This window comes from Rhodococcus sp. I2R, from assembly GCF_020889545.1.
Classification (GTDB): domain Bacteria; phylum Actinomycetota; class Actinomycetes; order Mycobacteriales; family Mycobacteriaceae; genus Rhodococcoides.
The window spans coordinates 21339-44434 of sequence record NZ_JAHUTG010000032.1; the positions used below are offsets into that span (position 1 = coordinate 21339).

The following is a 23096-nucleotide window of genomic DNA, read 5'->3' on the forward strand; positions in this document are numbered from 1 at the left end:
CTGATCAGACCTTTTCGCGAATCGGATCCGTCGCGTTGGCGAGGTCGGTGAGATCGCGATCTCGGGTTTCCGGAGCGAACGCGGAGGCGATGAGCACCGAGACAGCCATGATCATCATGTACACGGCTACGGGAACCCAGGATCCCGAGAACGCTGTGATCAAACCGGCACAGATGAGCGGCGCGATACCGCCACCGAATACCGACGCGAATTCGCGGCCCAGCGTCACACCTGCGTAGCGGTATCGCGCACCGAAGATCTCTGGGAAGTAACTCATGGTGACACCGACCGCGCCCTGGCAGGCGAGGATGAATCCGATGATCATGACGACCGTGATCAGGATGAACGAACCGGTGTCGAGCGCCATGAACGTGGGGATGGGCAGGATGACGAGCAGGCTGACGATGCCGATGTAGACCGGTTTGCGCCCGACCTTGTCGGACAAGATGCCGAAGCCGTACGCCGCGATACCACCGCAGATTGCGCCGACCAGAAGGACCTTGGGGATGAAGGTCGGGTCGATTGCGAGGTCGTTCTTCATGTACGAGGCCATGAACACCTGATAGGTATAGGACTGCGCGCTGATCCCGACAGTCATGAACATAACGATGAACAGGGGCTTCTTGCCGTTCTTGAAAACTTCCTTCACCGGCGCCTTGGGGCGTTCCTGGGCGGCCTTCAATTCCTGGAAGACGGGAGATTCCGACAGCTTTCGTCTGATGATGAACGCGGCGACGGTGACCACGATGCTGCTCAGGAACACCATTCGCCACCCCCATGCCATGAGTTGGTCGTCTGGGAGGAGTTGGGCGAGGATCCAGGCGATCGCACCCAGTGCAGTGCCCAGAGCTGCGCCGGTCATGACGAGGGCCGCCAACCGGCCTCGCCTCCCGATCTGTGCGGTCTCGGTGAGTAGCGTTGCACCGCCTGACTGTTCGGCTCCGGCGCCGAATCCTTGAAGGAATCGGCACGCGACCAGGAGTGTGGGTGCGAGAAGCCCGACTTGTTCGTACGTCGGCAGCAATCCGATGGCCATCGTCGCGCCGCCCATGAGCATCAGCGTCGCGACGAGAACCCACTTTCTACCCAAACGGTCGCCGTAGCGCGAAAAGAACAGTCCGCCGAGTGGGCGGGCGAGGAATCCGACCGCGTACGCGCTGAAGCTGGCGATGATGCCGGCCGCGGGTGAGATGTTGGGGAAGAACAGTTGGTTGAAGATCAGAGCAGAGGCCGTGCCGTAGATGACGAAGTCGTACTGTTCGAGGGTCGTGCCGATGAGGCCTGCCCAGGCCGCGCGCCGCACGGCCGCGGGATTGTGGTGGGGCTCGGATTCCTTTGTGGATACCGATGATCCTGTCGCTGTGTCCATATCGTGTGTCCTCGTTCTGTGGCCGGCTGATCCGGCAGATGAGAGGGGAGATTTTTCAGTGAAGGGCGGGCCGAACGGATGTCTCACTGCGGCTCGCGGAGGATGCCTCGGCGGCTGCGACAGTCGGACCGTGCCGAATAATAGTATTCATGAAATATGCTGTTTTAGTGAGGAATTCGTCGAAATCGGCAAGATAGCTCGGGAAGATGTCGCCGACGGTGAATACTGCTCTTACGTAATCCTCGATGGACGCGGCCGATGCGGCGAGTTCTGCCAGCCGTGGCCGGGCGGGATCGGTCATTGCGTGAGCGTGTGGGCCTGGATCGAAATCGAGTGGAGGTGCAACACAGCACAGGTACGCCGCCACCGTGAGCGCAAGATGCTGCGGTACCGAACCGTTGTCGAGATGGAGGCGGGCTGGCTCGGGAATGCGTTGTGCAAGCTTGCCCGAACCGTCGGAGCCGACCTGTGATGTTCGGTGTCCGAGAGCGGAATTGGACCAGCGTCCGAATAGCTGAGCAATGTAGGTGTCGATGTCGATCGAATCCGGAACAGAGATCGTGGGGAGGTATTCGTCGACGAGCACGGCTCTCGCCGCCATCTCGATTGACGGCTGCGATGTCGAGTCGGGGATAGTGGACCGTCCGTCGAGTGCGCCCAGATAGGCTATGAGAGAGTGCGTTCCGTTCAGTAGGCGCACTTTCATGAGCTCGAAGGACTCGACATCGGATGTGAAGGTGGCCCCAGCGAGTTCCCACTTCGGGCGGCCGGCGGAGAAACGATCCTCCATCACCCACATCGAGAACGGTTCCGCCGGGACGGCGATCGAGTCGGTCGCCCCCAATGCAGTGCTGGACGAGGAGTTGTAGACCTCCGCGGAAGCGGGAACGATTCGGTCCACCATGGAGTTCGGGAACGTCACCGATGTCGATATCCACTCCAGGACGTCCGAGGCTCGCGCACGCTCGAGGAACTCGTGGACGAGGGCGGCGGTACGGCTTCCGTTGGACAGGACGTTGTCGCAGCTGGCGATGGTGATCGGGGCGCCGTGGGTACGTGCTCGGACAGCAAGGGCTCGCGCGATCTGTCCGACGGTTGTGCGCGGATTCGTCGGGTTCGCCAGATCGTGTTGCACCGGAGGGGAATCGATGTCCAGTTTCCCGGTTTCGGGTGAGAACGTGTAGCCGTGTTCGGTCACCGTCACGGTCACGACCTTGACCTCAGGGTTTGCGATGGCTTCGACCACGGCAGCGGGATTCTCGGCTGCAACCATCACTCCGGTGTGTGGACCGGGCACACTCACTCGTGAGCCCGACGGGGAGATTTCGACGATGCCGTAGAGCATGTTTTGTGCGATCATCGCGTCCACCACTGTTCGTGACGTATTTGCGACGCCCAGAATTCCCCAGGGACCGCCGTGCTCGGCAAGTGCGCGTGCGGTGTACTCGGCTTGGTGAGCGCGGTGGAAGTTACCCAGTCCGAGGTGGACGATCGAGGTGCCCTCAGGCTGTTCACGAGTGGTGAGTAGCCGAGAGGGGACCGTATTGCGTGAAAGTCTCATGTCGTTCATCGGTCACCAGTCCGTCATTGAGCCGTCGAGCCTGCGCGCAACCGGGAGGTAGGCACGTTCGTACGGGAAGCGTGCGGCGAGAGCTTCGTCGAAATCCACACCGAGGCCGGGAGCGTCACCGGGCGTCAGATAGCCGTCGGCGAACGACCACGAGTGCGGAAAGACCTCGTCGACGAGCGGGTCGTAGCCCATGAACTCCTGGATGCCGAAGTTGGGTGTGGACATTCCGAGATGGATGCTCGCGGCGAGGGTGATGGGAGAGACGTCGGACGGCCCGTGCGGTCCGCACCTCACCTGGTGGATCTCCGCGAGCGCGAATATCTTTCGCACGTGGCTGATTCCGCCTGCGTGGGCTATCGCAACCCGGATGAAGTCGATGAGGTTCTCGGAGATCAACTGGTGGCAATCCCAGATCGTGTTGAACACTTCGCCGATTGCGAGCGGGGTCGTCGTGTGATTCCGCACCAGGCGCAGTGCCTGTTGATCCTCGGCGGGGGTGACGTCCTCGAGCCAGAAGAGGTCGACGGGTTCGAGTGCCTTGCCCAACCGTGCGGCCTGCTGTGGAGTGAGGCGGTGATGGGCGTCGTGTAGCAGTTTGAGATCCGAACCGACATGCTCGCGAACTGCGGCGAGGACATCGGGGACGTGGTTGAGATACGAGTCGGTATCCCAGAATTCTTCCACGGGATGTGCGCCTCGCCCCGCGGGTTCGTAGCCTGCGGCGCCCTTGTGGACTCCGTACACGGAGTCGAGGCCCGGTACGCCGGACTGCGCCCGCACGGCGCGAAAACCTTGGCTGCGGCGCTTGTCGACGGAGTCGATCAGCTCCGCGACATCCCAACCTGTGGCATGTGTGTAGGAGAGGATGCGATCTCGTACTGCGCCACCGAGCAGCTGGTACACCGGTTGTCCGAGAGTCTTACCCTTGATGTCCCACAGCGCCAGGTCCACTGCGCCGATGGCGGACATCGTCACCGGACCCCGGCGCCAGTACACCCCGCGGTAGAGGTACTGCCAGGTGTCTTCGATTCGGGCGGGATCGCGCCCCACGAGCAATGGTGCGACGTGGTCGCGCAGGTACGAGGCAACGGCGAGTTCGCGTCCGTTGAGTGTGGCGTCGCCGTATCCGATCACACCGTCCGAGGTGGTGATCTTGAGCGTGACGAAATTTCGGCTGGGGCTGCTGACGATGACTTCGGCGGCGACGATGCGATCTGTCATGAGAGGGGTTCCTTCGACGGAATCTGCGGTGTAGAGACGAGGTTGAGCAGTGGCTCGCCGCTGTCGAGTCGGACGATGTTCGCGGTGATGTCACCGACGCGGCCTTCGAAGGTGTCGCGGGTGATCCCGGACGAGTGTGGCGTCATCACAAGGTTCGGCAAGATCCCGAACGGAAGATGAGACGGAGCGCCCTGTCCGTCGGGGTTCGGGTAGTCGTACCAGACGTCGATCGCGGCGGCTCCGAGTGCGCGGGAGCTCAAGGCGTCGAACAGGGCGCCTTCTTGGACGAGGCGGCCGCGCCCGACGTTGACGAGGATGCCATCAGGGCCGAGCGCTGCGAGTTCCGCGGCGCCGATCATCCCGGTGGTGGCCGAATTCAACGGGGCCGATACGACGACGACGTCCGATTCTGTCAAGAGGTCGGTCAGCTTGTCGGTGGATGCGGCCCAGTTCAGCCCGTGTGCCGCGGCGTCCACCGAACCACTACCGGTGACGGCGACGCCGTTGCAGCCGAATGCCCGCATCAACTGCCAGGAGCGCTCACCGATGTGTCCGAACCCTACGAAGCCAACGGTGGCCGAGCCGAATGCGGGCGATTGCTGCAAGGCTGGGTCGTACACGGGGGAGGCCCATCGGCCCTTTCGCAGTTCGCTGTCCTGCGACAGGAACCCGCGGCGGAGGAGAACGGCGGTTGCGGCGACGTATTCGGCGATGGACCGTTCGTGGTGAAAAGTGTTGGCCAACAGTGTCGATGTTGGCAGAGACTCGAATTCGATGCCGTCGGTTCCCGCTCCTGCGACGTGGACGAGGCGCAGTTGTGGCGCTGCTGATGCGAGCGCGGCGCTGAACCTCCCGCCGACGAACACATCGGCGTCGGCGAGATCGTCGGAGAGAGCGGATTCGTCGGCGTTCTTGTGCCAAGAGACTTCGCAGTGCGAGGGGAGTTTGCTTTCGAAGAGCGTGCGATGAGGCAGTAGGTTGCGGTCCGATACGACGATCTTCATCGAGAACGGTCCTTTCCGTGGAGCGTCAATCGCGGCGGCGGGAAGGTCCCGACGACGCGCGCACCACGAGTTGTGTTGGGAGATGGATGGTTCGGGGCGCCGAATCAGGCTCTGCTGCTCGTTGGAAGACGAGGTCGGAGCTCACGAGACCGGCGCGTCCCATGGGTACGTTGATGCTGGACAGTGCTGGGTTCGTGAGTTCGGCCAGTGGCGAGTCGTCGATCCCGATGACGCTGAGATCGTCGGGAACGGCGTAGCCCATTGCGCGCACGCCGTTCATGACGCCGATGGCCATCGGATCGTTGTGGGTCATGACGGCGGTGGCTCCGGTGGCGATGACGCTCGCTGCGGCCGCGTTGCCACCTGCCAGGGTTTCCTGTTGCCAACCCAGGATGTCGACCTGGATGTTCCGTGATGTGCAGAACTGTTCGATTGCTTCCACCCGTCTGGCGTTGGACCAGGACTGGGGTGAACCTTGAACGTAGGCGAGGTGTTCGTGTCCCAATGCGACCAGATAGTCGATGGCCTGTCGGATTCCGTCCTCGGAATCGGCTACGACGCAGTCGCATTCCTCGGACGATCGGTTCACGAGCACGAGTGGGGTGTCGCCGGCCAGCTGCACGATGTCCTCGGCGGGAAGCCGGGGTGCGCAAACGACCAGGGCATCGACACGGGACTGCAACTCACCTATTACTTCGCGCTCGCGGTCGGAGTTGCCGTCGGTATCGGTCAGCACGATCGTCTGCCTGCGGTGCCAGCCCTGGGCCTGCGCAGATTTGACGAAACTGGCGAAGACGGTGTGTCCGATGTCCGGGACGACAACCGCGACCGTGCTTGCGGCTCGCCGTGACTCGGGTGACCGACCGGCCGATGCGTTGTAACCGATCTCGTCGGCAGCGGCGACTATTCGTGTGAGGGTGTCCGCACCGATTCGGTCGGGAGCGCTGAAAGCCCGCGACGCGGTGGAGAGAGAGACGCCTGCCTTCTGCGCGACCTGCGTGAGTGTCGGTGCCATGGTTCACCCTGTCTTCTCGTTGTGACTGCGACCACAACCATCGCAGTGTTTGCGCAATATTGTCAAGATATTGCGCAAACGGGCTTGCGGGAAGAGTCGAACCATGAAGTAGTTGACGGCTGGAGCCGACGGAGGTCAGGCCCGATCGCACCTTCTCGATCAGAACCGCGTCGGCGCCGCATCGGCGGAGTGTCAGCGCAGCGACTGCGCACCGAGGACGGACAGCATCTGTAGCTTCTCGTAGCTCTCGCTGCCCGGGGTTGCGGTGTAGACCATCAGTGAGTGGGCTTGTTCCGGGTCGACCAACCGTTGGCAGTTCAGCTCCAGAGCACCGACTTCGGGGTGGACGAAGTGCTTCACCTCGTGCGGGCGTATTCCGATTTCGTGGTCGTCCCACACGCGCCGAAACTCCTCGCTGCTGCCGAGAAGTAGATCGGCCATGTGTGCTGCTCGGGAGTCGGGGCCGCGGAGGGTGACGATCTCGCGTAGCCCGGCGACGTACATTCGAGTGAGGAATTCGTGTTCCGAAGGGGCGTGGATGTTTCGGGCGTTCGGGTCGGTGAACCATCGGTAGCCGACACTACGAGCGGGCCCGGTGAACTGGGTCGTGACGCCGATGAGCGCGACACCCATCGGAGACTGTCGCAGTGTCTCGCCGAGCTCGGTCACGATCTCTGCCGGGGTATCCACCAAACGATCGAGGATACGCAGCAGACCAGGGCTGATGTGCTCACTCGATGTGCCCCTGGGCGGCGGGTTGTGCCCCGCGAGGCGGAACAGGTGGTCGCGTTCGTCGATCGACAGGTGCAATCCCTGAGCAATGGATGCGAGCATCTGCGGCGACGGCTGCGGTCCACGCTCGCGCTCCATGCGGGAGTAGTAGTCGCTCGACATGTTGCACAGCGACGCGACCTCCTCGCGTCGCAGCCCACTGGTCCTGCGCCGCTGTCCGCGAGGCAACCCGACGTCCTCTGGCTGCAGTGCCTCACGGCGATTGCGGAGAAACCCCGCCAACCCGGTCCGATCGATCACATCGCTCCTCCTGTCCGCGCACGCTTCAGTTGTTTCTACCGCTCCCGAGCAGAAGTAGCCACGGCCCGCTGATCCCCCCATCGGAACTCTCCGACGGTCCGGTGAGCCTGTGTTCGAGAGGTCCTGGATAGGTCACCGTCGTCCAACCAGTATCGATTGCAGACCAACACCAAACTCGCCGAGGGAGCACACCATGCCACGCAGAACGATCGACATCACGATTCCGAACCTGTCCGGACGACGAGCAGTGATCACCGGAGCCAGTGACGGGATGGGCCTGAGAATGGCCGCCCGACTGGCCGCCGCCGGTGCGGAGGTCGTCATGCCCGTGCGCAACGCCGCTAAAGGCAAAGCGGCGATCGACACGATCTCCGGTCTCGCCCCCGGTGCGGACGTGACGCTGCGCAAGCTCGACCTGTCGTCGCTGCAATCGGTTGCGGCACTGGGCGAGACCTTGCGCGAGGAGGGCCGTCCGATCCACATTCTCATCAACAATGCAGGCGTGATGAGCCCACCGAGCAGACAGACCACGGTCGACGGATTCGAGGTGCAGTTCGGTACGAACTACCTGGGTCATTTCGCCCTTGTCGCCGGGCTTCTACCGATGCTGCGCGACGGTCGTGCTCGGGTGACGTCGCAGGTCAGCATCGCTGCCCGTCGCGGAAACATCAACTGGGAGGACCTGAATTGGGAGCGCAACTATGACGCGATGCGCGCGTACAGCCAGTCCAAGATCGCATTCGGGCTGTTCGGCCTCGAGTTGGCGCGGCGCAGTGCCGCTCATGGGTGGGGCATCACCAGTAACCTCTCGCACCCCGGCGTCGCGCCCACCAGTCTGCTGGCCGCCCGCCCCGAGTTGGATCGGAGCAAGGACACCCCTCAGTACCGGGTGATCCGGTGGTTGTCTGCTCACGGAATTCTGACGGGCACCGCCGAGACGGCGGCGCTACCCGCGCTGATGGCAGCAACCGATCCGAATGCCAAGCCCGGCGCCCTGTACGGCCCCAGCGGGTTCGGCAACCTCAGCGGCAAACCCGACGAACAGAAAATGTACGCGCCGTTGCGCAGCGTGGACGACGCAGCGCGTATCTGGCAGATGTCCGAGGAGCTCACCAAGACTGTCTTCCAGACTGCCTGACGGTATGCCTCGCGAGAACGGTGCGAGGCGTCGTAACCAGGGCTTGATTGCCGCGTCGGCGAAGTGCAGGCAGGGTGGAGGGATGAGCGACACAACGAAGGTCACTGTCGAACGAACAATCGAGGCGCCGGTCGACGCAGTTTTCGACGTCCTCTCCAATCCGGAGCGACACCAATCGCTCGACGGCTCCGGGTTCATCCGAGGTGTGGACCACGCCGATCGCATCCAGAAGGTCGGTGAAGTGTTCAGGATGAACATGCAGGGCGATCACATGGGCGGTGAGTACCAAACCGACAACTATGTGTCCGGGTACGCCAAGGACAAGTTGTTGGCCTGGAAGACCGCGCCCGCAGGTACCGAGCCTCCCGGGTGGGAGTGGCTGTGGGAGTTGGAGTCTCAGGGACCCAACGAAACGTTGGTGCGGCACACGTACGATTGGTCGAAGGTGACCGACAAGAAGGTCCTCGAGCAGGTGAAGTTTCCGCTGGTCACACAGGATCAGCTGTCCTACACTCTGAGCCGGCTCGATGCCGAGGCCACTACCTGACCGAAAGCGGTCCGATCAGGTTCCGGTAGTTGCGAATACTTCACCGGGCTCGTTTCCTCCGTCGACCGGCGTCAGCTCGTGCGTTCGACGGGGATCCACAGCTCGCCTGTGCCTGTGGTCCAGTCTTCGGAATGCTCGGTGACGGTGAGAATTTCCGGGCCCGGGACTATTTGGTAGGGATTGGATGGAAACCACTCGCTGAACGCGTCGGCCCAGAGCTGCTGCAATTCAGCCTGCAGGTTGCCTTCGCTGTGCGCCTCGAACACAACCCATTTCGACGCCGGCACCGCGAGTGCGTCCCAACCTTGGTGGCGGACGGATGTCGCGACGGCGAAGTAATAGTCGAACAAGCTGCCGTCGGCGCGATCAGCTTCGAAATCCGTGCTGACAAACAGGATCTCCGGTAGCGCAGGGATGTCCGCGAGCTTGCGCAGGCGTTCTCCAGTGCCGGCCGGAAGGCTTTGGTGAAACTCGGTCATCGCGGGGTTCACGCCGTGATGTTTCAGGGGGATTCGTGCTGTCTTGCCGACGATGTGGAGTTCAGGTAGGTCGACTACGCGGTAGCGCATGGTGCTCCGTCCTTGGATGGTCAGGTGAAATGTCAGTGCTTGCTGTGAATGGAGGATGGCCCCGGGACGGCGCGCTTCAGCGGGCGTCATACCGTTCATCTGTCGAAACGCGCGACTGAACGCGTCACCGGAGGTGTATCTGTACTTCGATGCGACGTCGAGAATGCCGGTGCCGTCCAGAATCTCCGCTGCTGCCAGCGTCATTCGGCGCGCCCGGATGTACTGTGATAGTGACATCCCAGCGAGTGCCGAAAAGACGCGTCGAAAGTGGTACTCGGATGTGAGAGTGATCCGTGCGAGTGCCGTCGGATCGATCTCACCTTCGATGTTCTCCTCGATGTAGCCGAGAGCATCGTTCCATCGTTCCAGCATGTCCGTGAGCGCCTTTCTTCGGTTGCGAGCACAACGATATGAGTGGGGGCATGCCCATGTCTCGACTATTTCTGTCCCGAATTGTCGGGTGCGGCGAAGTTGGCACACGGTGATGTGACTACCCGGCCGGTGGCTTCGCTCGTCGGTCAGGGGAGTGCTGCATCGAGCAGTGCCGTCCGAGCGTGGGAGATGGTGTGCGGCAGCCACACTGCCTGCACTGGGACACGCGGGGCGTCGGCGAGGCTCGATACCCGCACCTGCCCGCCCAGGGCAGAGCCTACGGCCGCGGTGACGAGTGCGACCCGGTCCGATCGAACGACGGCCGTCACCGGAGGTGTTCCCTGAATGGGGTTCACAACCAACGTCGGCTCGAAACCCGCACGTCTGCAGGCAGAGACGAGGAAGTCGGTGTAGAAGGAGTGCCCGGGTGGTGCCCACACCACCAGTGGCCAGTCGGCGATGTCCGGTAGCGAGATCTCACCGCGTCGGGCGAGGTCGTGGTTCGCGTCGACGGCGATGTTCAGTGTGTCGTAGTGGAGTACCGCGGTGGCGAGATCGGGTGGCGTCATGACTCCGCGTCGCAGTACGACGTCGACGGTCCGGTCCACGAGCTCATCGTGAATTCGGTCCGGGAACATCTGCCGGACGGTCACCGACATCTCCGGCATCGCTGCGCGAATCGGTTCGATCTTGGTGAAGGCTTCCTCGGATGTGATTGCGGGAGAGTGGCCGACGACGAACGGTTTGGCCTCGCCCCGGGCGGCCTGTTGAGTTGCCGCACCCAACGCGTCGGCGGCAGCGAGGAGCATCGACGCACCCTGGCGGAGTTCGAGGCCGGCGGCGGTCAAAACGGTCGAGCGGCCGTGTCGTTCGAGGAGCCGCACCCCCAGGTCCTTCTCGAGCTGACGCATGGCGCTGCTCATGGCCTGTTGCGAGACGAACATTTGGGCCGCAGCGGCGGTCAGCGACCCGGTATCGGCGACGGCAACGAACTGACGCAGACGACGGAGGTCGAGCTGTGGGCTGGGTCGATTCGGCATGGCTCTCCTATCCACAATTGATACTTGTGCAATCACCCATTTTTAGTGTTTTTCAATTGTGGCTCTGAACCCTACCGTTTAGCTCGACATCGAGATCAGTGCGACAGGAGATTCGGATGAGCAACTCGCTACAGGGCAAATCAGCGGTGGTAGCCGCGGGGGCCAAGAACCTCGGTGGACTGATCAGCACCACCCTCGCCGAGCAGGGCGTCAACGTTGCAGTGCACTACAACAGCGACAGCACCGAGGCCGATGCCGACCGGACAGTCGAGGCAGTACGGGCAGCGGGTGTGAAGGCCGTGAAGTTTCAAGGTGATCTCACCCGTCCGGCGAACATCGTGAAGCTGTTCGACACCGCTGTCGACGCCTTCGGCGGCGTCGATATCGCCGTCAACACCGTCGGCAAGGTGCTCCGCAAGCCGATCGTCGAGACCTCGGAGGACGAGTACGACTCGATGTTCGGCATCAACAGCAAGGCCGCCTACTTCTTCATTCAGGAAGCAGGCAAACGAATCAACGACGACGGCAAGGTGATCACCATCGTCACTGCGCTGCTCGCCGCATTGACCGACGGCTACTCGACCTATGCCGGCGGCAAGAGTCCGGTGGAACATTTCACCCGCGCCGCATCCAAAGAGTTCGGCGCACGCGGGATCTCGGTCAACAACATCGCTCCCGGACCGATGGACACACCGTTCTTCTACGGCCAGGAAACCCCGGAGCGCGTCGAGTTTCACAAGTCGCAGGCGCTGAAGAATCAACTCACACAGATCGAGGACATCGCCCCACTCGTGCGGTTCCTCGCAGGTGAGGGTTGGTGGATCACCGGGCAGACCATTTTCGCCAACGGCGGATACACGACCCGCTGACCGCGGCCGAGAAAGGTTTGCTGATGCGCTCGCCGATTCTTGATTATCTCGACAGCATCATCGCTACTACCGAGCACGTCGACTCGGGATCGACAGCGGACTACATCCCAGAACTCGCTGCAGCTGATCCGACTCGTGCAGCGATCGCGTTGTGCACCAGCAACGGAACCGTCTATGCCAGCGGCGATGCCGATCACGAATTCAGCATTCAGTCGATGTCCAAACCGTTCGCGTATGCGCTCGCAATCGAGGACCACGGCCTCGAGTACGTGCTGGATCGGATCGGCGTCGAACCGAGCGGTGATGCATTCAACGAGCTCTCTCTCGACCCGGAGACAGGCAAGCCGCGCAATCCGATGATCAATGCGGGCGCGATCACCACGCACTCCCTGATCAATTCCGAGGGAGAGAAAACGGCGGTCGATCGGATGCTGGAGTACTTCGGCGACCTAGCGGATCGGCCGATTCGGGTGGACGAGGCGGTGGCGAACTCGGAGCTGGCCACGGCCCATCGCAACCTGGGGCTGGCGTACTTGTTGCACGGATCGGGGGCATTGCCAGCCGATCCCACCGAGTCGGTCACGGGCTACATTCGCCAATGCGCGGCGTCGGTGACGGTGAGCGATCTCGCCCTCATGGCAGCCACTCTGGCCAATGGCGGAGTGCAGCCGAAGACCGGCAAGCAGCTTCTCTGCAGACGGACCAATCGTCACCTGCTCAGCGTCATGGCGTCTTGCGGCATGTACGACGCGGCGGGCAACTGGTTGACGACGGTGGGTATCCCGGCCAAGAGCGGGGTGGCCGGCGGAATCATCGGGGTATTGCCGGGGCAGATTGGTGTGGCGGTGTTCTCGCCTCGGTTGGATGCGCACGGCAACAGCGCCAGGGGTGTGGCGATGATGGAATTGCTGTCCGAGGACATGGGCCTGCACCTGATGGAGGCGACCAGGCCTTCGCGCTCCTCGCTGCGCGAGACGCAGGTCGTCTCCCTCGTCGACGGTACGGAAGCGACGATCTATGTGCTGCAGGGCGACCTCGTGTTGAGCAGCATCGAGTCGCTGGTGCAGGAGATCGTCACCCATCCGCCCGGTACAGATCTGGTGGTATTCGACATGAGCCGGGTCGACGAGGTGATGCCCGTGGCGGAACGCACGTCCTCGGAGACCGCGGCGAAACTCATCGAAGAGGGTTACTGGATCATCGTCGTCGACCCCGAAGGCACCGTCGAGAACTTCGCGGACAGTCACGGCCGCACGATCGAGCGGTGGACACCGGAACAGCTGAGCGATGCGGTGCGGTGAGGACCAGCTGCGCGACGCAGTATTGCCTCTACGGGGACGACCTCTCGCCGGCTGTGGACTCCGCGCGGCGACGCCGAAGTAGCGGGTGAATCACCCAGATTCCGAGAAAGCCCGACGCTGCAGTGATGCCCACGATGATCGCCGCTACGGGTCCGATGACGACATCGGTTATCAGAACAACCACACCGGTGAGCGCTACGCCAAGCAACATCAAACCCACCAGGGCGGCGCGGTGTGCCGTAGAGACCAAGTCTGCGAGGGCTCGTCGTCGAAACAACAGTCGGTGCATCGCGACTGGAGAGGTCAACAGAATCGTTGCGGTTACCGAGGCGAGGACCGCAATCATGTAGATGGCTTTGTCGTAGCTGGGGAGTTGGGCGAATCTCTCTTGGAACGGGAGAACGAGGAGGAACCCGGTCAGTAGTTGAATTCCGGTCTGCACCACCCTGAGCTCCTGCAGCAGGCTGGTCCAGTTTCGATCGAGCGCCTGCTCTGGGCTTTCCCCACGGTGGCGCGAGTTGAACCCTTCGTTGGATCTCCCTGGGGGCTCCTCTGTGCTGTTCTTCGACATCGCGTCCCCTTTCGAGCGGAGGTGGCAACGGTGCATTGTGAGCGTGCGCGGAGTGCGTGAGTCATCCCCGGCCCGCCCTCTGCCACCCATTCGGTGGCTGGGACTAGTTCCCCGTGAAGCTGCTGCGCCTGGTAAGCGGAGTACCCGTACCAGAGGCAACCAATCATCGAAGTGGAGATCGTGGCATCAATGCACTCGTGAGATCACTGGGCAGGTATCACTCGCAGCAGTCGCAGCGGTGTTCGTCCGATTCGGTGCGGGCGGGTATCGGCGCGCAGCAGGTGTCTCCTTTCCAAGCGTTCATTCCCTCCCTCGTGGCGAGGCCGGCAATGACGAGGGCAGCTACTGGGTCGGCCCACGACCAACCGAAGAGACTGTTGAGGAGCAATCCGATCAGGAGAACGGCGGAGAGGTAGGTGCACAGCAAGGTCTGTTTGGAGTCGGCGACGGCGGTGACGGAACCCAGCTCGCGTCCGGCCCGACGCTGGGCAAACGAGAGCGTGGGCATGATCGCCAAACTGACTGCTGCAAGAACGATTCCGACTGTTGAATGCTCGGCGGCTGCGAGCCCGAACAGTGCGCGCACGGCGTCGACGGTGACGTACGCTGCCAGCCCGAAGAAGGAGAATGCGATGATTCGTACAGCGACCTTCTCTCTCGTCTCGGGGTCTTTGGCCGAGAACTGCCATGCCACGGCCGCTGCCGAGGACACCTCGATGATCGAATCCAGGCCGAACCCGACCAGCGCGGTGGATGAGACCCGAGCACCCTCTGCGATGGCGATGACCGCTTCGATCACGTTGTAGAGAATCGTCGCCGCGACGAACCAGCGAATGCGGGTGGACAGTACGGCTCGCCGCTCGACGGAGGGCGAGTTCGGCGGCGACGTCATGCCCAGCTCGGCGGGCATCAGCAGCAGTTTTCGGTGGTCGATGCCGGGCAGCAGGTCGGGTCGACCGCGAGAACAACTTTCAGTAAGTCCTCCAGCGCCTGTCCGATGTTGTTGTCGGCCAGCTCGTATCGGGTTCTGCGTCCGTCCGGTACGGCAACGACCAAGCCGCAGCCGCGTAGGCATGCGAGGTGATTCGATAACTTCTGGCGTGTCACACCCAGTGCGTCGGCGAGTTCGGCCGGGTACCTCGGTGTGTCTTTCAGCGCCAGCAGCACTTGGGTGCGGGTTGGGTCGGACAGCGCGTGGCCGAATCGTGACAGCACCGAAACGCGGGTCAGGATGTCCATGCCCGCAACGGTACATCGCATTCTGTATTCAGAAAAGAGTGAATCCTCCAGGCGATCCGCAGTTGCGGGAACCGGACTGCTCGAGTAGCGATGACCGTGTCCTCGGCGGGCCGAGCAGATCAGCGCCTGCTGACCGAATCGCAGTACCTGATCTGCCCAAACGGGGTGAATGAGGACCTTCGGCACTGGATCGCGACCTGGGCCCAGGGTGGAATGGAGGCTCCGGATCACACGAAGCGTCAGGAAGGACGCTATGAGCCGCAACGACACTCATTGGGACATGACGAGCAGTCCAGTCCTGCGTTGGTCTCTGCTGATAATGCTGTCGTTCGCGGCGGCTTCAGCTGCCGTCGGCGGCGTCATGGGCGTGTTCTTCGATGGTGCAGGCGTGCCGCACCGATACTTGGACGGCACGCCGTTCGACAGTTTCGTGGCGCCAGGACTGATCCTGGGTGTCGTGGTCGGCGGCACTCACGCGGTGGCTGCAGGTTGTGTATTTCGCCATCGGATTGTGCGAGGTGGTGCTCGTCCTACTGCTCGGAGGGATACTCGACACCCGAGAGAGCTGATCGTGCTGTCTGTCCATCCCCAAAGCGTCGACGCTCAACAAGTCCACCAGGATCGAAGTTCGATCGTAGGCGCGGCGCTACCGTGGTCCGCTTTGCAGCATCGAGTTCAAGCTCCATGCGCAACCGGCAGGGTATTCACACTGGTACAAGCCCATGTCGTCGTAGCTCCCTGATGGCGTGCTGTTGACGAATGTCCGGTCTGTAGACCGCGGGTAGCTGGTGAGGCGAAAATTCTCGCCTTGCGAATCCCGCAGATCGACGTGCGTGCCGTTATCGAAATTGATTCGGATGAAGAATTCGGTATCGGAGTCGGGGGGAGCGAACACGAGTGCCTTGTATCCGAGGTACTCGTCACGGCTCAACGTAACGATTCTCTCGTTGAAGTAGTTCTCGCCCAGGCCGCCGTGCTCGTCGATCACGCGCGCCGAACGAGATGCGCCTGGAGTCAAATCGAAACCGATATCCCTACGGAGAGTGTCGCCTTGTGGCATGTACCAAACTACTGTTCCCGAGGGTGCAGGTCCTTGGCTGGCGATCATCACCTCGATGTCGGTGATCATCGTGGGTAGTTTGGTCAACCCTTTGAGGTTGAAGACGAATTCTCGCGAAACGTACGGTAAGTGCTCGGGATCGTTCGGGGTTCGTACGGCCAAGGTTGGTCGTCCGATGTTCGTGGCGCCAGGGGGCAACGGAAATTCTTGGACTCCCGGAGGGATGTCGACTATCTCGGAGCTAACCCACCCTGGCCAGGGGTTTACGGCTGACCTCTCTCCGTACCCGACGAAGGTGGCTTCCGCGGCGGGTAGGTTGTCATCTTGTGCAAGCGCCGCTCCGTCTACTGCTTGTGCATTCTGAATCGCCGAGTCGATGCCCCAGAAATGCTGACCTAGAAAGAGAACAGTCAAGCCAGAAACGACGCCGACAATGATTACTGCAGCTTGTTTCTTGACCTGCCGGCGTGCACCGGAGGGCTCTTCTTCGTTCATTTCGACATAGTGCCACGGAACGAATCAGGTGCCAACGCTTCCGCGTACGCATCTGGCCGAGACGATTCGCCCGGACATGCTCCGCGGCGCGGCAATTGGGTGGGGCTGGTGGCTCACCATGAAGCCGGAGTGGTGCGCGGCGCCGCGATCTTTCCTTCCTTGATGACGAACTCGCCAGGGAGGAGCCTGTTCGCAGCTGGTCGCTCTTTATCGGGAATGTCAACGAGAAAGTCATGTTCCCGCACGCGCGCTGATCTGTAGGTGCCCAGGAAGGTGATCATCACGGCACCTCCGCGGCCTGAGGGTCCGCCTTCGAGTGACTCTCGGCCGGTGTTGAAGGTCTCGGCGATGTCGCGGTTGTCGTTGCCCACGCGAATGCTGCCGTCGTGCACGAACTCGACGAATGTGCCGTTGGTGGCTGCGACGGTCGCGGCGAGGGCGTCACCCAACTCCTGGTCGAGGCGGGTCTCGAACGCCGGAACTGTCGGGGCGCCGGATCCTGGCTCGAGGTCCAGGTCGCGGCCGACGCCCAGGGTTACGTATTGCCCCATGGCGGTGTGTCGACCGGAATCGACCACATCCCACAGGTGAGAGCGTGACGCGACCTTCACGCGGCCGTCGAGAAAGACGGTCACCCAATCGATTCCATTGCTGAGAACTACCCGTTTCGGATTCGGAGCCACTCACATAGAATGCTGGCACAATCTCGCTCGCGCAACCCTGATCAGGTTGAACCCCTGGTGACGACGCGATGACCAATATCGATACTGTTGCCATCGGTCAGTCGGCCAGGTCGGTCACGCTTTGGGGTGCGAGTGGTGAGTGGCTTCTGTTCCGTGGACACTGCAACGGTCTCTTGCGGGGCGTCGAACTGTCGGTTCCGTGCGACACCGCGGCGCAGCGACAGAGTGGAAGCGGGCCACAGGTAGATCTCATATCCCTATGGAAATGTCAGCCGAGTGGCCCCTTGCCCACCCTCGTCTTCGTTCGACCAGCACACGGTGATGTGATGTGCGCGGTGCACCGTCGTGCGTGAGATGTACTGAGCTGCAATGTTATCCGAGTCAATCTCGGAACGCTGCCCACCACGCAGGAGGTAGGCCGGAAACCGCCGGCCCGCGGTACGTGCTCGCTTCGAAGAAGACTACCTACTACCCGGCTGCTATCTCACTCGTCGATCAGGTCGTACTCCCAGCTGACGCGTTGGATCTCGAGGTCGACCTGACGGATCTGTTTGGCGAGGTCATTGGCAGTATCGCGTAGCTCCGAGACTGGCAGTGCTGCAATATAAACCAGCTCCGAGCGTAGCTGCCGGGGCCCGTATCGGTGGTCGTGCTCCCGTCCCGATGCTGCATCGGCTGCGGCGGTGACGGCCTTGTGCTTCATGCGCGGCACATCACGGGATGCGAGGGCATCGGTGACGGTTCCGTCGCGCACCATTGCGGCACTGTTGGTGCGGTTGATTCTGCGGATGAGCACTTGAAGCCTGTCGAGCGTTGTGGCATGCGCCGCCAGCAGCTCGGAGGCGTTCTCTGCAGGTGATTCACCGTCTTGGTGGCGAGCGTTCGCCAGAATCCGAACCTTCAGGTGTTCGGCGCGCCGGACCAGTTCCGCCCGTTCTGCGAGGGCCTCGGCAAGTTTCATGATCTACACCCCGGCGCCGCAGCACCGAAAGTAGGGAATTGACGGGCGCTCATGCGCCTTTCGACGTGTCGAATGTGTTCATATTCAAGGAGTACCACAGTGGTCTGTGCAATGAAAGACCAATCGGGGCCGGATGGTGCCCATGGTTGGTCACCGCATCGATTCGGGCACCTGCATCGAGTAGGAACCCAACACGTCATGGCGTGCCGAGCGGGCGGCGAACAGAAGTAGAGTCCAGCCTTCGTGATCACGTGGATTTGGGTCTTCGGTTTGCTTCAGGTGCTGCCGGACCTCCCCGTTCGAACGTGCCATCGCCGCGTAGTGCGGCGGAACTCGGCCCCATTCGTCTGCCTCGGCTACGACTTCATTCTTGTTGATGGCGCGGTCGCCGTGTCGATCCTCGATCGCGAACTCGGCGCGAATGTCGGGGGTGGAGGTGACGTCACGTTGGTAGTCGAGGGTGCAGGGTGCCGAACCGAGCGCGCGCCCCGCCAATCGCCGCAAGGAACTGCCGTCGTTGCGAAGACTACTGTCGTTTCACAGCGGGTACATACCTCGCGTTGTGCGCCTCACTTCGTCTCGTTTCTTCCGACCCAGCTTTGCATCGCCGCGGGTCGAAGGTGCCAGATGGCCAGAACGATGCGTCCACCTCCCGGGCGTCCGACGGGGAACTTCGCACGAACAGGTTGCACGCGCCCTCGGCTGGGTCATCATCACCGACCTCCGGTTCGGCGCGAAGGGTGACGGCTCCGACGCCACCGCGCGCATTCAGGCCGCGAACGACTCCGTTTCGTCGAGCGGATCAGTCGTCGGCAGTACTGACTTCATCCCGTCCGGAACATTCGTATGCGCACCTTCGCTGTCAATTCCCAACTACGGCGCCCTTTTCACAGCTCCGGTACACCGGCACAGGCTCTTTGTCACTCTGTCGAGCAAGACGCAGGTCAAGTTCGCGAACCTTGGCGTCACCGTCACTCAGGCCGGGGCCGTTGCGTTTGACGCCGTCGACTCCTTCCTTCCGCTGCTCCTGGTCGAGGTGCGTTATCGCAGGCCAAGACGTCTCCGCGACTGCGCTACCTACCGGACGCAGGAGGGCTTCAACTTCCGATCCAACGCAGGCGACAACCGTGTCTCGGATTGCGACATCAACAACCTCGGCATCGGTGTCCATACTGACGCGATCCAGAACTACATCGTCAACTGCGCAGTCGGGTCCAACTGGAAGCACGTCTACGGCGCAACCCTGCTGGCACGGACTTCGCAGCCGGACTGCCGGTGCTCAATACGACGATGGTCTCCCCACCTGGAACCGGCACGACCAGGCACGCGATCCACATCGAGCGATCGTCGAAGTTGTTCTGGTTCTCGCACGTCTGGATCGAAGGTTGCGCAACAGGTATCGAGATCGGCGATGTTAATGGTGGGCCGCACTCGGCCACATTCAGCCAGGTCAAGGTTGCGTCCACCACAGCGGAGATGATCATCAACAACAGCAGGCAGATTCGTTTCGACACGATCTTACTGAACCAGGACCCCAGCGCGACACCGACCAACATCACGATCGCCGGGACTGTAGGTGACGGCGTCGCGATCAACATCGTTCGTGCATCAACTTCGATTTGACCCGCGCCATTCCCGGCCGGGTGGACCGTGCTAGGCCGAGGGCGGGACAAGCTCCCTACAACGAATATCGCAGGTGCGAACTCGCGGTTCTCGGGTGCGCTTCCCACTGCACCTGGTTCGCTCGGTGCGATCCCGGTCGGATTCTTGGGAGGGTTCCAGTCCACGCCGCAAGCTCTCTGGGCAGACGGGAGCTACCTCTGGGCGATCGATCTCTACGGCGGGAACAAGCTCCGCATTTCCACCCGGTGGCGGCGAGATTTGCGGATGGGACGTCGACTCCAACCTCCTCATCGGCGGGCCCACCGGGGGAACACGGGTGGAAAGAAGGGAATAGTTTTTCCCCTATGGAACCGCTCCAACCAGCACGGCAACCAACAGCGCTGTGATCTGGGCGGAAGCAGGTGGCCTGAAATGCAAGGTTGGTTCAGGCGCAGTTGAAACGATCGGTTCCGCATCTGCATCGACGGGCGGGAACCTGCTGTTCACGCCAGCCGCAGTCGGTTGGTGGTATCCGTCGCCGTTGATCATCGGCATCCGGACCGCTACTCCCAGCATCGGGGGGTCGCGCTGCACCCGTTCTTCTCTGGGACGGCAGGTCTCACGATCGACCAGCTTGATGTTCTCGTGGGCACGGTTAGGGCAGCGGGGTTGGTCACACGCTGCGGCGTCTTCCAGATCACAGACCAGACGAACCCGTTCTCATGGGCGATCGGTACTGCGTGGGCGACGTTGCTGGTCGAGTCCGGGCAGACGGACAATACTGTCGTCGGTCAGCGAACGGTGACCGCCGGAACCGCACTGACGATTCCGGCCAACACGTGGTTTGCGGTGGGCGGCGTCGAGCAGGTGGCAGCGGCAGTGCGAACGGTCGGCGGCAACGCAGGGCAGACGATGTCCTCACCGCTGGGACAGTCGGCGGTCGGCGGGTACGCGGCATCGGCAGGGCTCGCGTTGTACGCCGATTCCGACAATGGCGCGCCGCCTGCAACCATCACTCCCGCCGGTGCTACGAACCTTGATTCAGGAGTAGGCATCCACGGATCGGTGTAACCCAGGGTCGAAGATCGGTCACAGCGCCGATCTTCGGGTCCGGGCCGATCGAGCAGCGATAGTGACGGCGCTCATCGAAAGTGCTCAACTTCGGTCAGCGAAAGTGCTCACCCGGTAGCGGTGATCACTGTAGTGGTTGACGGGTTCCTGTGACGGCTTTGCGGAGTTTCTCCGAGCGTGCGTTGTGGTCACGGAGCCGGTAGGAATCCCCGGACATGTCGAGGACTACCGATCGATGCAGGAGACGGTCGAGCATTGCTGCTGCGACGGTGTCGTCGCCGAGAACTGTGCCCCACGAACCGACCCCGCGATTGCTGGTGATCACGATCGAAGTCTTCATATACCGTTGCGAGACAACCTGAAACAACGCTGACGCCGCTTCGCCGGGCAACGGTAGATACCCGAGTTCATCGATCACCAGCAGTGTCGGCCCGGCATAGAACCGCATCGTCGTCGCCCACCTGCCTTCGATCGCGGCCCGGTGACACCGCGCAGCTAGATCGGCTGCGGTGGTGAAATACGTCCGATACCCAGCATGCGCTGCGGCTCGCGCAAGCCCGACCGACAGATGCGTCTTGCCGACTCCGGGTGGTCCGATGAGCAGCACATTCGTCGCGGTCTCCAAATATCTGCAGGTCGCGAGCTCGTCGATCAACTTTTTGTCGACGCCGGCTGCGTTGCCATAGTCGAAGTCCTCGAGCGATGCCGGTGTCGGCAGACACGCGAACCGCAACCTGCCGGTCAACCGCCGGGCTTCGGTGGCGGCCACCTCGATCGAGAGCAGTCGCTCCAACGCTGCAGTCATCGACAGATCCTCCGCCGCCGCTTGGTCGAGGACCGATGGCAACGCTTCGGCTGCGTCGGCGAGTTTGAGGACCCCGAGATGACCTCGAAGACGTTGGTAGAGACTCGCAGCTTCCGCGGAGTTCGGTGCGGGAAGTCGATCGGCCACGGCACGCGATGTCGGTGTTTCGCTCATGCGAGGGTGTTCCTTCCTCGTGCGGCCCGCTCGTAGGTTGAGAGGTCGATGACATCCGATGTTGTTTCCGTAGAGCCTGATTCGGTCTCCGTCGTGTCGGTCACCGAGTGATGAAAACGTCTGCCACGCAATGTTTCTGCCGCCCTGACCGCATCAGGACCGGGTGGTATCCGTTCCTTGCGGCGGTGCGGTTTACCGGTGTTCGCGGTCGCTATCGCGACCTGCTCGAGTGCGATGACATGGCCGCTGTCGCGGATGATCATGCCCAGGCCGTCCGCGGCGACCGCATGCCTGGCGACAGTGATGCCGGAGGCGGTGACGATGTCGAGATGACTGCCGCCGACCGGCCGGGTGACGGTGACCTGCGCGGATGCTAACTCCGGCGGCACCGAGTACTGATTACCGCGGTAGGACACCAACGCTTGCCGCGACGCTGTCCGACTGTCGCCGAGAATCACTGGATACGCAGTGGCCGGCGGTGCCTGCAATGGTTCGGCCGCTGCGAGGTCGGCGACCGTGCTGGTCCCGTCGGGGGTGTGGCGGGTGCGACTGTCGGAGATGGCGGCGCAGAAGTTGTCGAGATGCGCTTGCGCTTGTTCGACGCTCATGTCCGGTAGTGATCGCCACCACCGCTGCGCCGGGAGTGTGATTGGCCTTCTCGACTACGCCTTTGCGGTTCCCTCGTCGGGGTGGGCAGATCGCGACGGAGACCCCGTAGTACTTCGCGACGCCGGCGAAGCTAGCGGTCACCGCACCGGAGTCGGGGTGGCAGACCGTGGCCATCCGGTCGAAACGCCACACTCGGGTGATGCCGCCCAGCGCGCGGACAACGCGATCGAGATTGTCGACGAGATGCGGTTGATCCATCGCCGGGGTCAGCACTGCCCGCCACTTGCCTGAGTGTGCGAGGGAACCGACCCACAGGTGTGCTGTTTTGCCCCAGCCCCATTCAGTAGGCGGGTTCGGCAGATCGACGTAGTCCCATTGAGTTTCCTCGCCCGGTGGGTGTTCGATGATGGCGTTGGCTCGGTCGGTTGCGGTCCTGCAGGCCAGGCAGATCGGGCGTAGTTTCTGTTGCCGGATCTTGCGGGTCATCGTCGGGTATGACAATCCGAATCCCAGGGCCAACAGTTCGTCGAACAAGGCCACTGCCCACAGATGCGGGTCCTCGGTGAAGCGATACCGGATGTAGTCGATGAAGTCCTCGAACTGGTCCGGGCTCGACTTTTTTCGCATTCCGGGGGTGGTGGTGCCGTTGATGTAGTTGCGGACGGTTCGGCGGTTGCGGCCGGTGTGGCGGGCGATGTCCGAGATCGACATGCCTCGATTGCGGCTGTGCGGATATCTCCATGTCCTCTTCCCATGTAAGCATGAGATCGCGGGTCTCC

Annotated in this window: 23 protein-coding genes and 1 pseudogene; 6 read left to right on the plus strand and 18 right to left on the minus strand. The window is 62.3% G+C overall.

What is annotated here, in order from left to right:
* Positions 1–4 precede the first annotated feature (4 nt).
* The 6 genes from KVY23_RS22780 to KVY23_RS22805 all read right to left on the minus strand — a co-directional run bounded on the left by KVY23_RS22780 (position 5) and on the right by KVY23_RS22805 (position 7211).
* Positions 5–1369: an MFS transporter gene (locus tag KVY23_RS22780; RefSeq protein WP_230558299.1), complete on the minus strand. Its 1365-nt coding sequence runs from the start codon at positions 1367–1369 to the stop codon at positions 5–7.
* A gap of 55 nt (positions 1370–1424) precedes the next feature.
* Positions 1425–2939 (minus strand): mannitol dehydrogenase family protein, encoded by a 1515-nt coding sequence (locus KVY23_RS22785; protein ID WP_230558300.1) that lies wholly within the window; start codon positions 2937–2939, stop codon positions 1425–1427.
* Between the two features lie 3 nt (positions 2940–2942).
* On the minus strand, positions 2943–4160 hold the full coding sequence (gene manD, locus KVY23_RS22790) for a D-mannonate dehydratase ManD (RefSeq protein ID WP_230558301.1): 1218 nt from the start codon (positions 4158–4160) through the stop codon (positions 2943–2945).
* On the minus strand, positions 4157–5164 hold the full coding sequence (locus KVY23_RS22795) for a 2-hydroxyacid dehydrogenase (protein WP_230558302.1): 1008 nt from the start codon (positions 5162–5164) through the stop codon (positions 4157–4159). Before KVY23_RS22795 ends, manD begins: the two co-directional genes overlap by 4 nt.
* A 25-nt stretch (positions 5165–5189) precedes the next feature.
* Positions 5190–6179 carry a LacI family DNA-binding transcriptional regulator gene (locus tag KVY23_RS22800; protein WP_230558303.1) on the minus strand — a complete coding sequence of 330 codons (990 nt, stop codon included), beginning with the start codon at positions 6177–6179 and terminating at the stop codon, positions 5190–5192.
* A gap of 192 nt (positions 6180–6371) precedes the next feature.
* Positions 6372–7211: a helix-turn-helix transcriptional regulator gene (locus KVY23_RS22805; protein ID WP_230558304.1), complete on the minus strand. Its 840-nt coding sequence runs from the start codon at positions 7209–7211 to the stop codon at positions 6372–6374.
* A gap of 193 nt (positions 7212–7404) precedes the next feature.
* Between KVY23_RS22805 and KVY23_RS22810 the strand changes: the two genes are divergently transcribed.
* Positions 7405–8349 carry an SDR family oxidoreductase gene (locus tag KVY23_RS22810; protein ID WP_230558305.1) on the plus strand — a complete coding sequence of 315 codons (945 nt, stop codon included), beginning with the start codon at positions 7405–7407 and terminating at the stop codon, positions 8347–8349.
* An 82-nt stretch (positions 8350–8431) separates the two neighbouring features.
* Positions 8432–8896, plus strand: coding sequence for an SRPBCC domain-containing protein (locus KVY23_RS22815; RefSeq protein ID WP_230558306.1), 465 nt, complete (start codon positions 8432–8434; stop codon positions 8894–8896).
* Positions 8897–8967: 71 nt separating this feature from the next.
* On the opposite strand, the gene KVY23_RS22820 is transcribed toward KVY23_RS22815, so the two are convergent.
* A complete protein-coding gene (locus KVY23_RS22820; RefSeq protein ID WP_206509928.1) occupies positions 8968–9837 on the minus strand; it encodes an AraC family transcriptional regulator in 870 nt (289 codons plus the stop codon).
* A gap of 146 nt (positions 9838–9983) precedes the next feature.
* The gene (locus KVY23_RS22825) at positions 9984–10877 is read right to left on the minus strand and encodes a LysR family transcriptional regulator (protein ID WP_206509929.1); all 894 of its coding nucleotides are present in this window, start codon (positions 10875–10877) and stop codon (positions 9984–9986) included.
* 116 nt (positions 10878–10993) lie between these two features.
* Here KVY23_RS22825 and KVY23_RS22830 point away from each other — a divergent pair, with 116 nt between their 5' ends.
* Together KVY23_RS22830 and glsA are read left to right on the plus strand one after the other, a co-directional pair.
* Positions 10994–11746, plus strand: a complete 753-nt coding sequence (locus KVY23_RS22830; RefSeq protein WP_206509930.1) for an SDR family oxidoreductase — start codon at positions 10994–10996, stop codon at positions 11744–11746.
* Positions 11747–11769: 23 nt separating this feature from the next.
* Positions 11770–13047, plus strand: coding sequence for a glutaminase A (glsA, locus tag KVY23_RS22835; RefSeq protein ID WP_206509931.1), 1278 nt, complete (start codon positions 11770–11772; stop codon positions 13045–13047).
* 28 nt (positions 13048–13075) lie between these two features.
* On the opposite strand, the gene KVY23_RS22840 is transcribed toward glsA, so the two are convergent.
* From KVY23_RS22840 to KVY23_RS22875, 8 genes are all read right to left on the minus strand, one after another.
* On the minus strand, positions 13076–13618 hold the full coding sequence (locus tag KVY23_RS22840) for a DUF6328 family protein (RefSeq protein WP_206509932.1): 543 nt from the start codon (positions 13616–13618) through the stop codon (positions 13076–13078).
* Between the two features lie 217 nt (positions 13619–13835).
* Positions 13836–14528 carry a cation transporter gene (locus KVY23_RS22845; RefSeq protein ID WP_206509933.1) on the minus strand — a complete coding sequence of 231 codons (693 nt, stop codon included), beginning with the start codon at positions 14526–14528 and terminating at the stop codon, positions 13836–13838.
* Entirely contained in the window at positions 14528–14857 is a 330-nt protein-coding gene (locus KVY23_RS22850; protein WP_206509934.1) for a helix-turn-helix transcriptional regulator, read from the minus strand. The genes KVY23_RS22845 and KVY23_RS22850 overlap by 1 nt, the downstream gene beginning before the upstream one ends.
* A 340-nt stretch (positions 14858–15197) precedes the next feature.
* Positions 15198–15443: a hypothetical protein gene (locus KVY23_RS22855; RefSeq protein WP_206509935.1), complete on the minus strand. Its 246-nt coding sequence runs from the start codon at positions 15441–15443 to the stop codon at positions 15198–15200.
* Between the two features lie 60 nt (positions 15444–15503).
* Complete coding sequence (locus KVY23_RS22860; RefSeq protein ID WP_230558307.1) at positions 15504–16004, minus strand: hypothetical protein; 501 nt, start codon at positions 16002–16004, stop codon at positions 15504–15506.
* 521 nt (positions 16005–16525) lie between these two features.
* A complete protein-coding gene (locus tag KVY23_RS22865) occupies positions 16526–17047 on the minus strand; it encodes a hypothetical protein (protein ID WP_230558308.1) in 522 nt (173 codons plus the stop codon).
* A 532-nt stretch (positions 17048–17579) separates the two neighbouring features.
* Complete coding sequence (locus KVY23_RS22870; RefSeq protein WP_230558309.1) at positions 17580–18056, minus strand: DIP1984 family protein; 477 nt, start codon at positions 18054–18056, stop codon at positions 17580–17582.
* A gap of 150 nt (positions 18057–18206) precedes the next feature.
* Positions 18207–18551 carry an ankyrin repeat domain-containing protein gene (locus KVY23_RS22875; RefSeq protein WP_206509939.1) on the minus strand — a complete coding sequence of 115 codons (345 nt, stop codon included), beginning with the start codon at positions 18549–18551 and terminating at the stop codon, positions 18207–18209.
* A 795-nt stretch (positions 18552–19346) separates the two neighbouring features.
* Here KVY23_RS22875 and KVY23_RS22880 point away from each other — a divergent pair.
* The gene (locus KVY23_RS22880) at positions 19347–19679 is read left to right on the plus strand and encodes a hypothetical protein (RefSeq protein WP_230558310.1); all 333 of its coding nucleotides are present in this window, start codon (positions 19347–19349) and stop codon (positions 19677–19679) included.
* Positions 19680–20303: 624 nt separating this feature from the next.
* Complete coding sequence (locus KVY23_RS22885; RefSeq protein WP_206509941.1) at positions 20304–20729, plus strand: hypothetical protein; 426 nt, start codon at positions 20304–20306, stop codon at positions 20727–20729.
* Between the two features lie 124 nt (positions 20730–20853).
* Here the strand turns inward: KVY23_RS22885 and istB are convergent, their stop codons facing one another.
* Both istB and KVY23_RS22895 read right to left on the minus strand, forming a co-directional pair.
* Entirely contained in the window at positions 20854–21708 is an 855-nt protein-coding gene (gene istB, locus KVY23_RS22890; RefSeq protein WP_230558311.1) for an IS21-like element helper ATPase IstB, read from the minus strand.
* Positions 21705–23080: pseudogene (locus tag KVY23_RS22895) on the minus strand (transposase). Before KVY23_RS22895 ends, istB begins: the two are co-directional and overlap by 4 nt.
* Between the last annotated feature and the right edge of the window lie 16 nt (positions 23081–23096).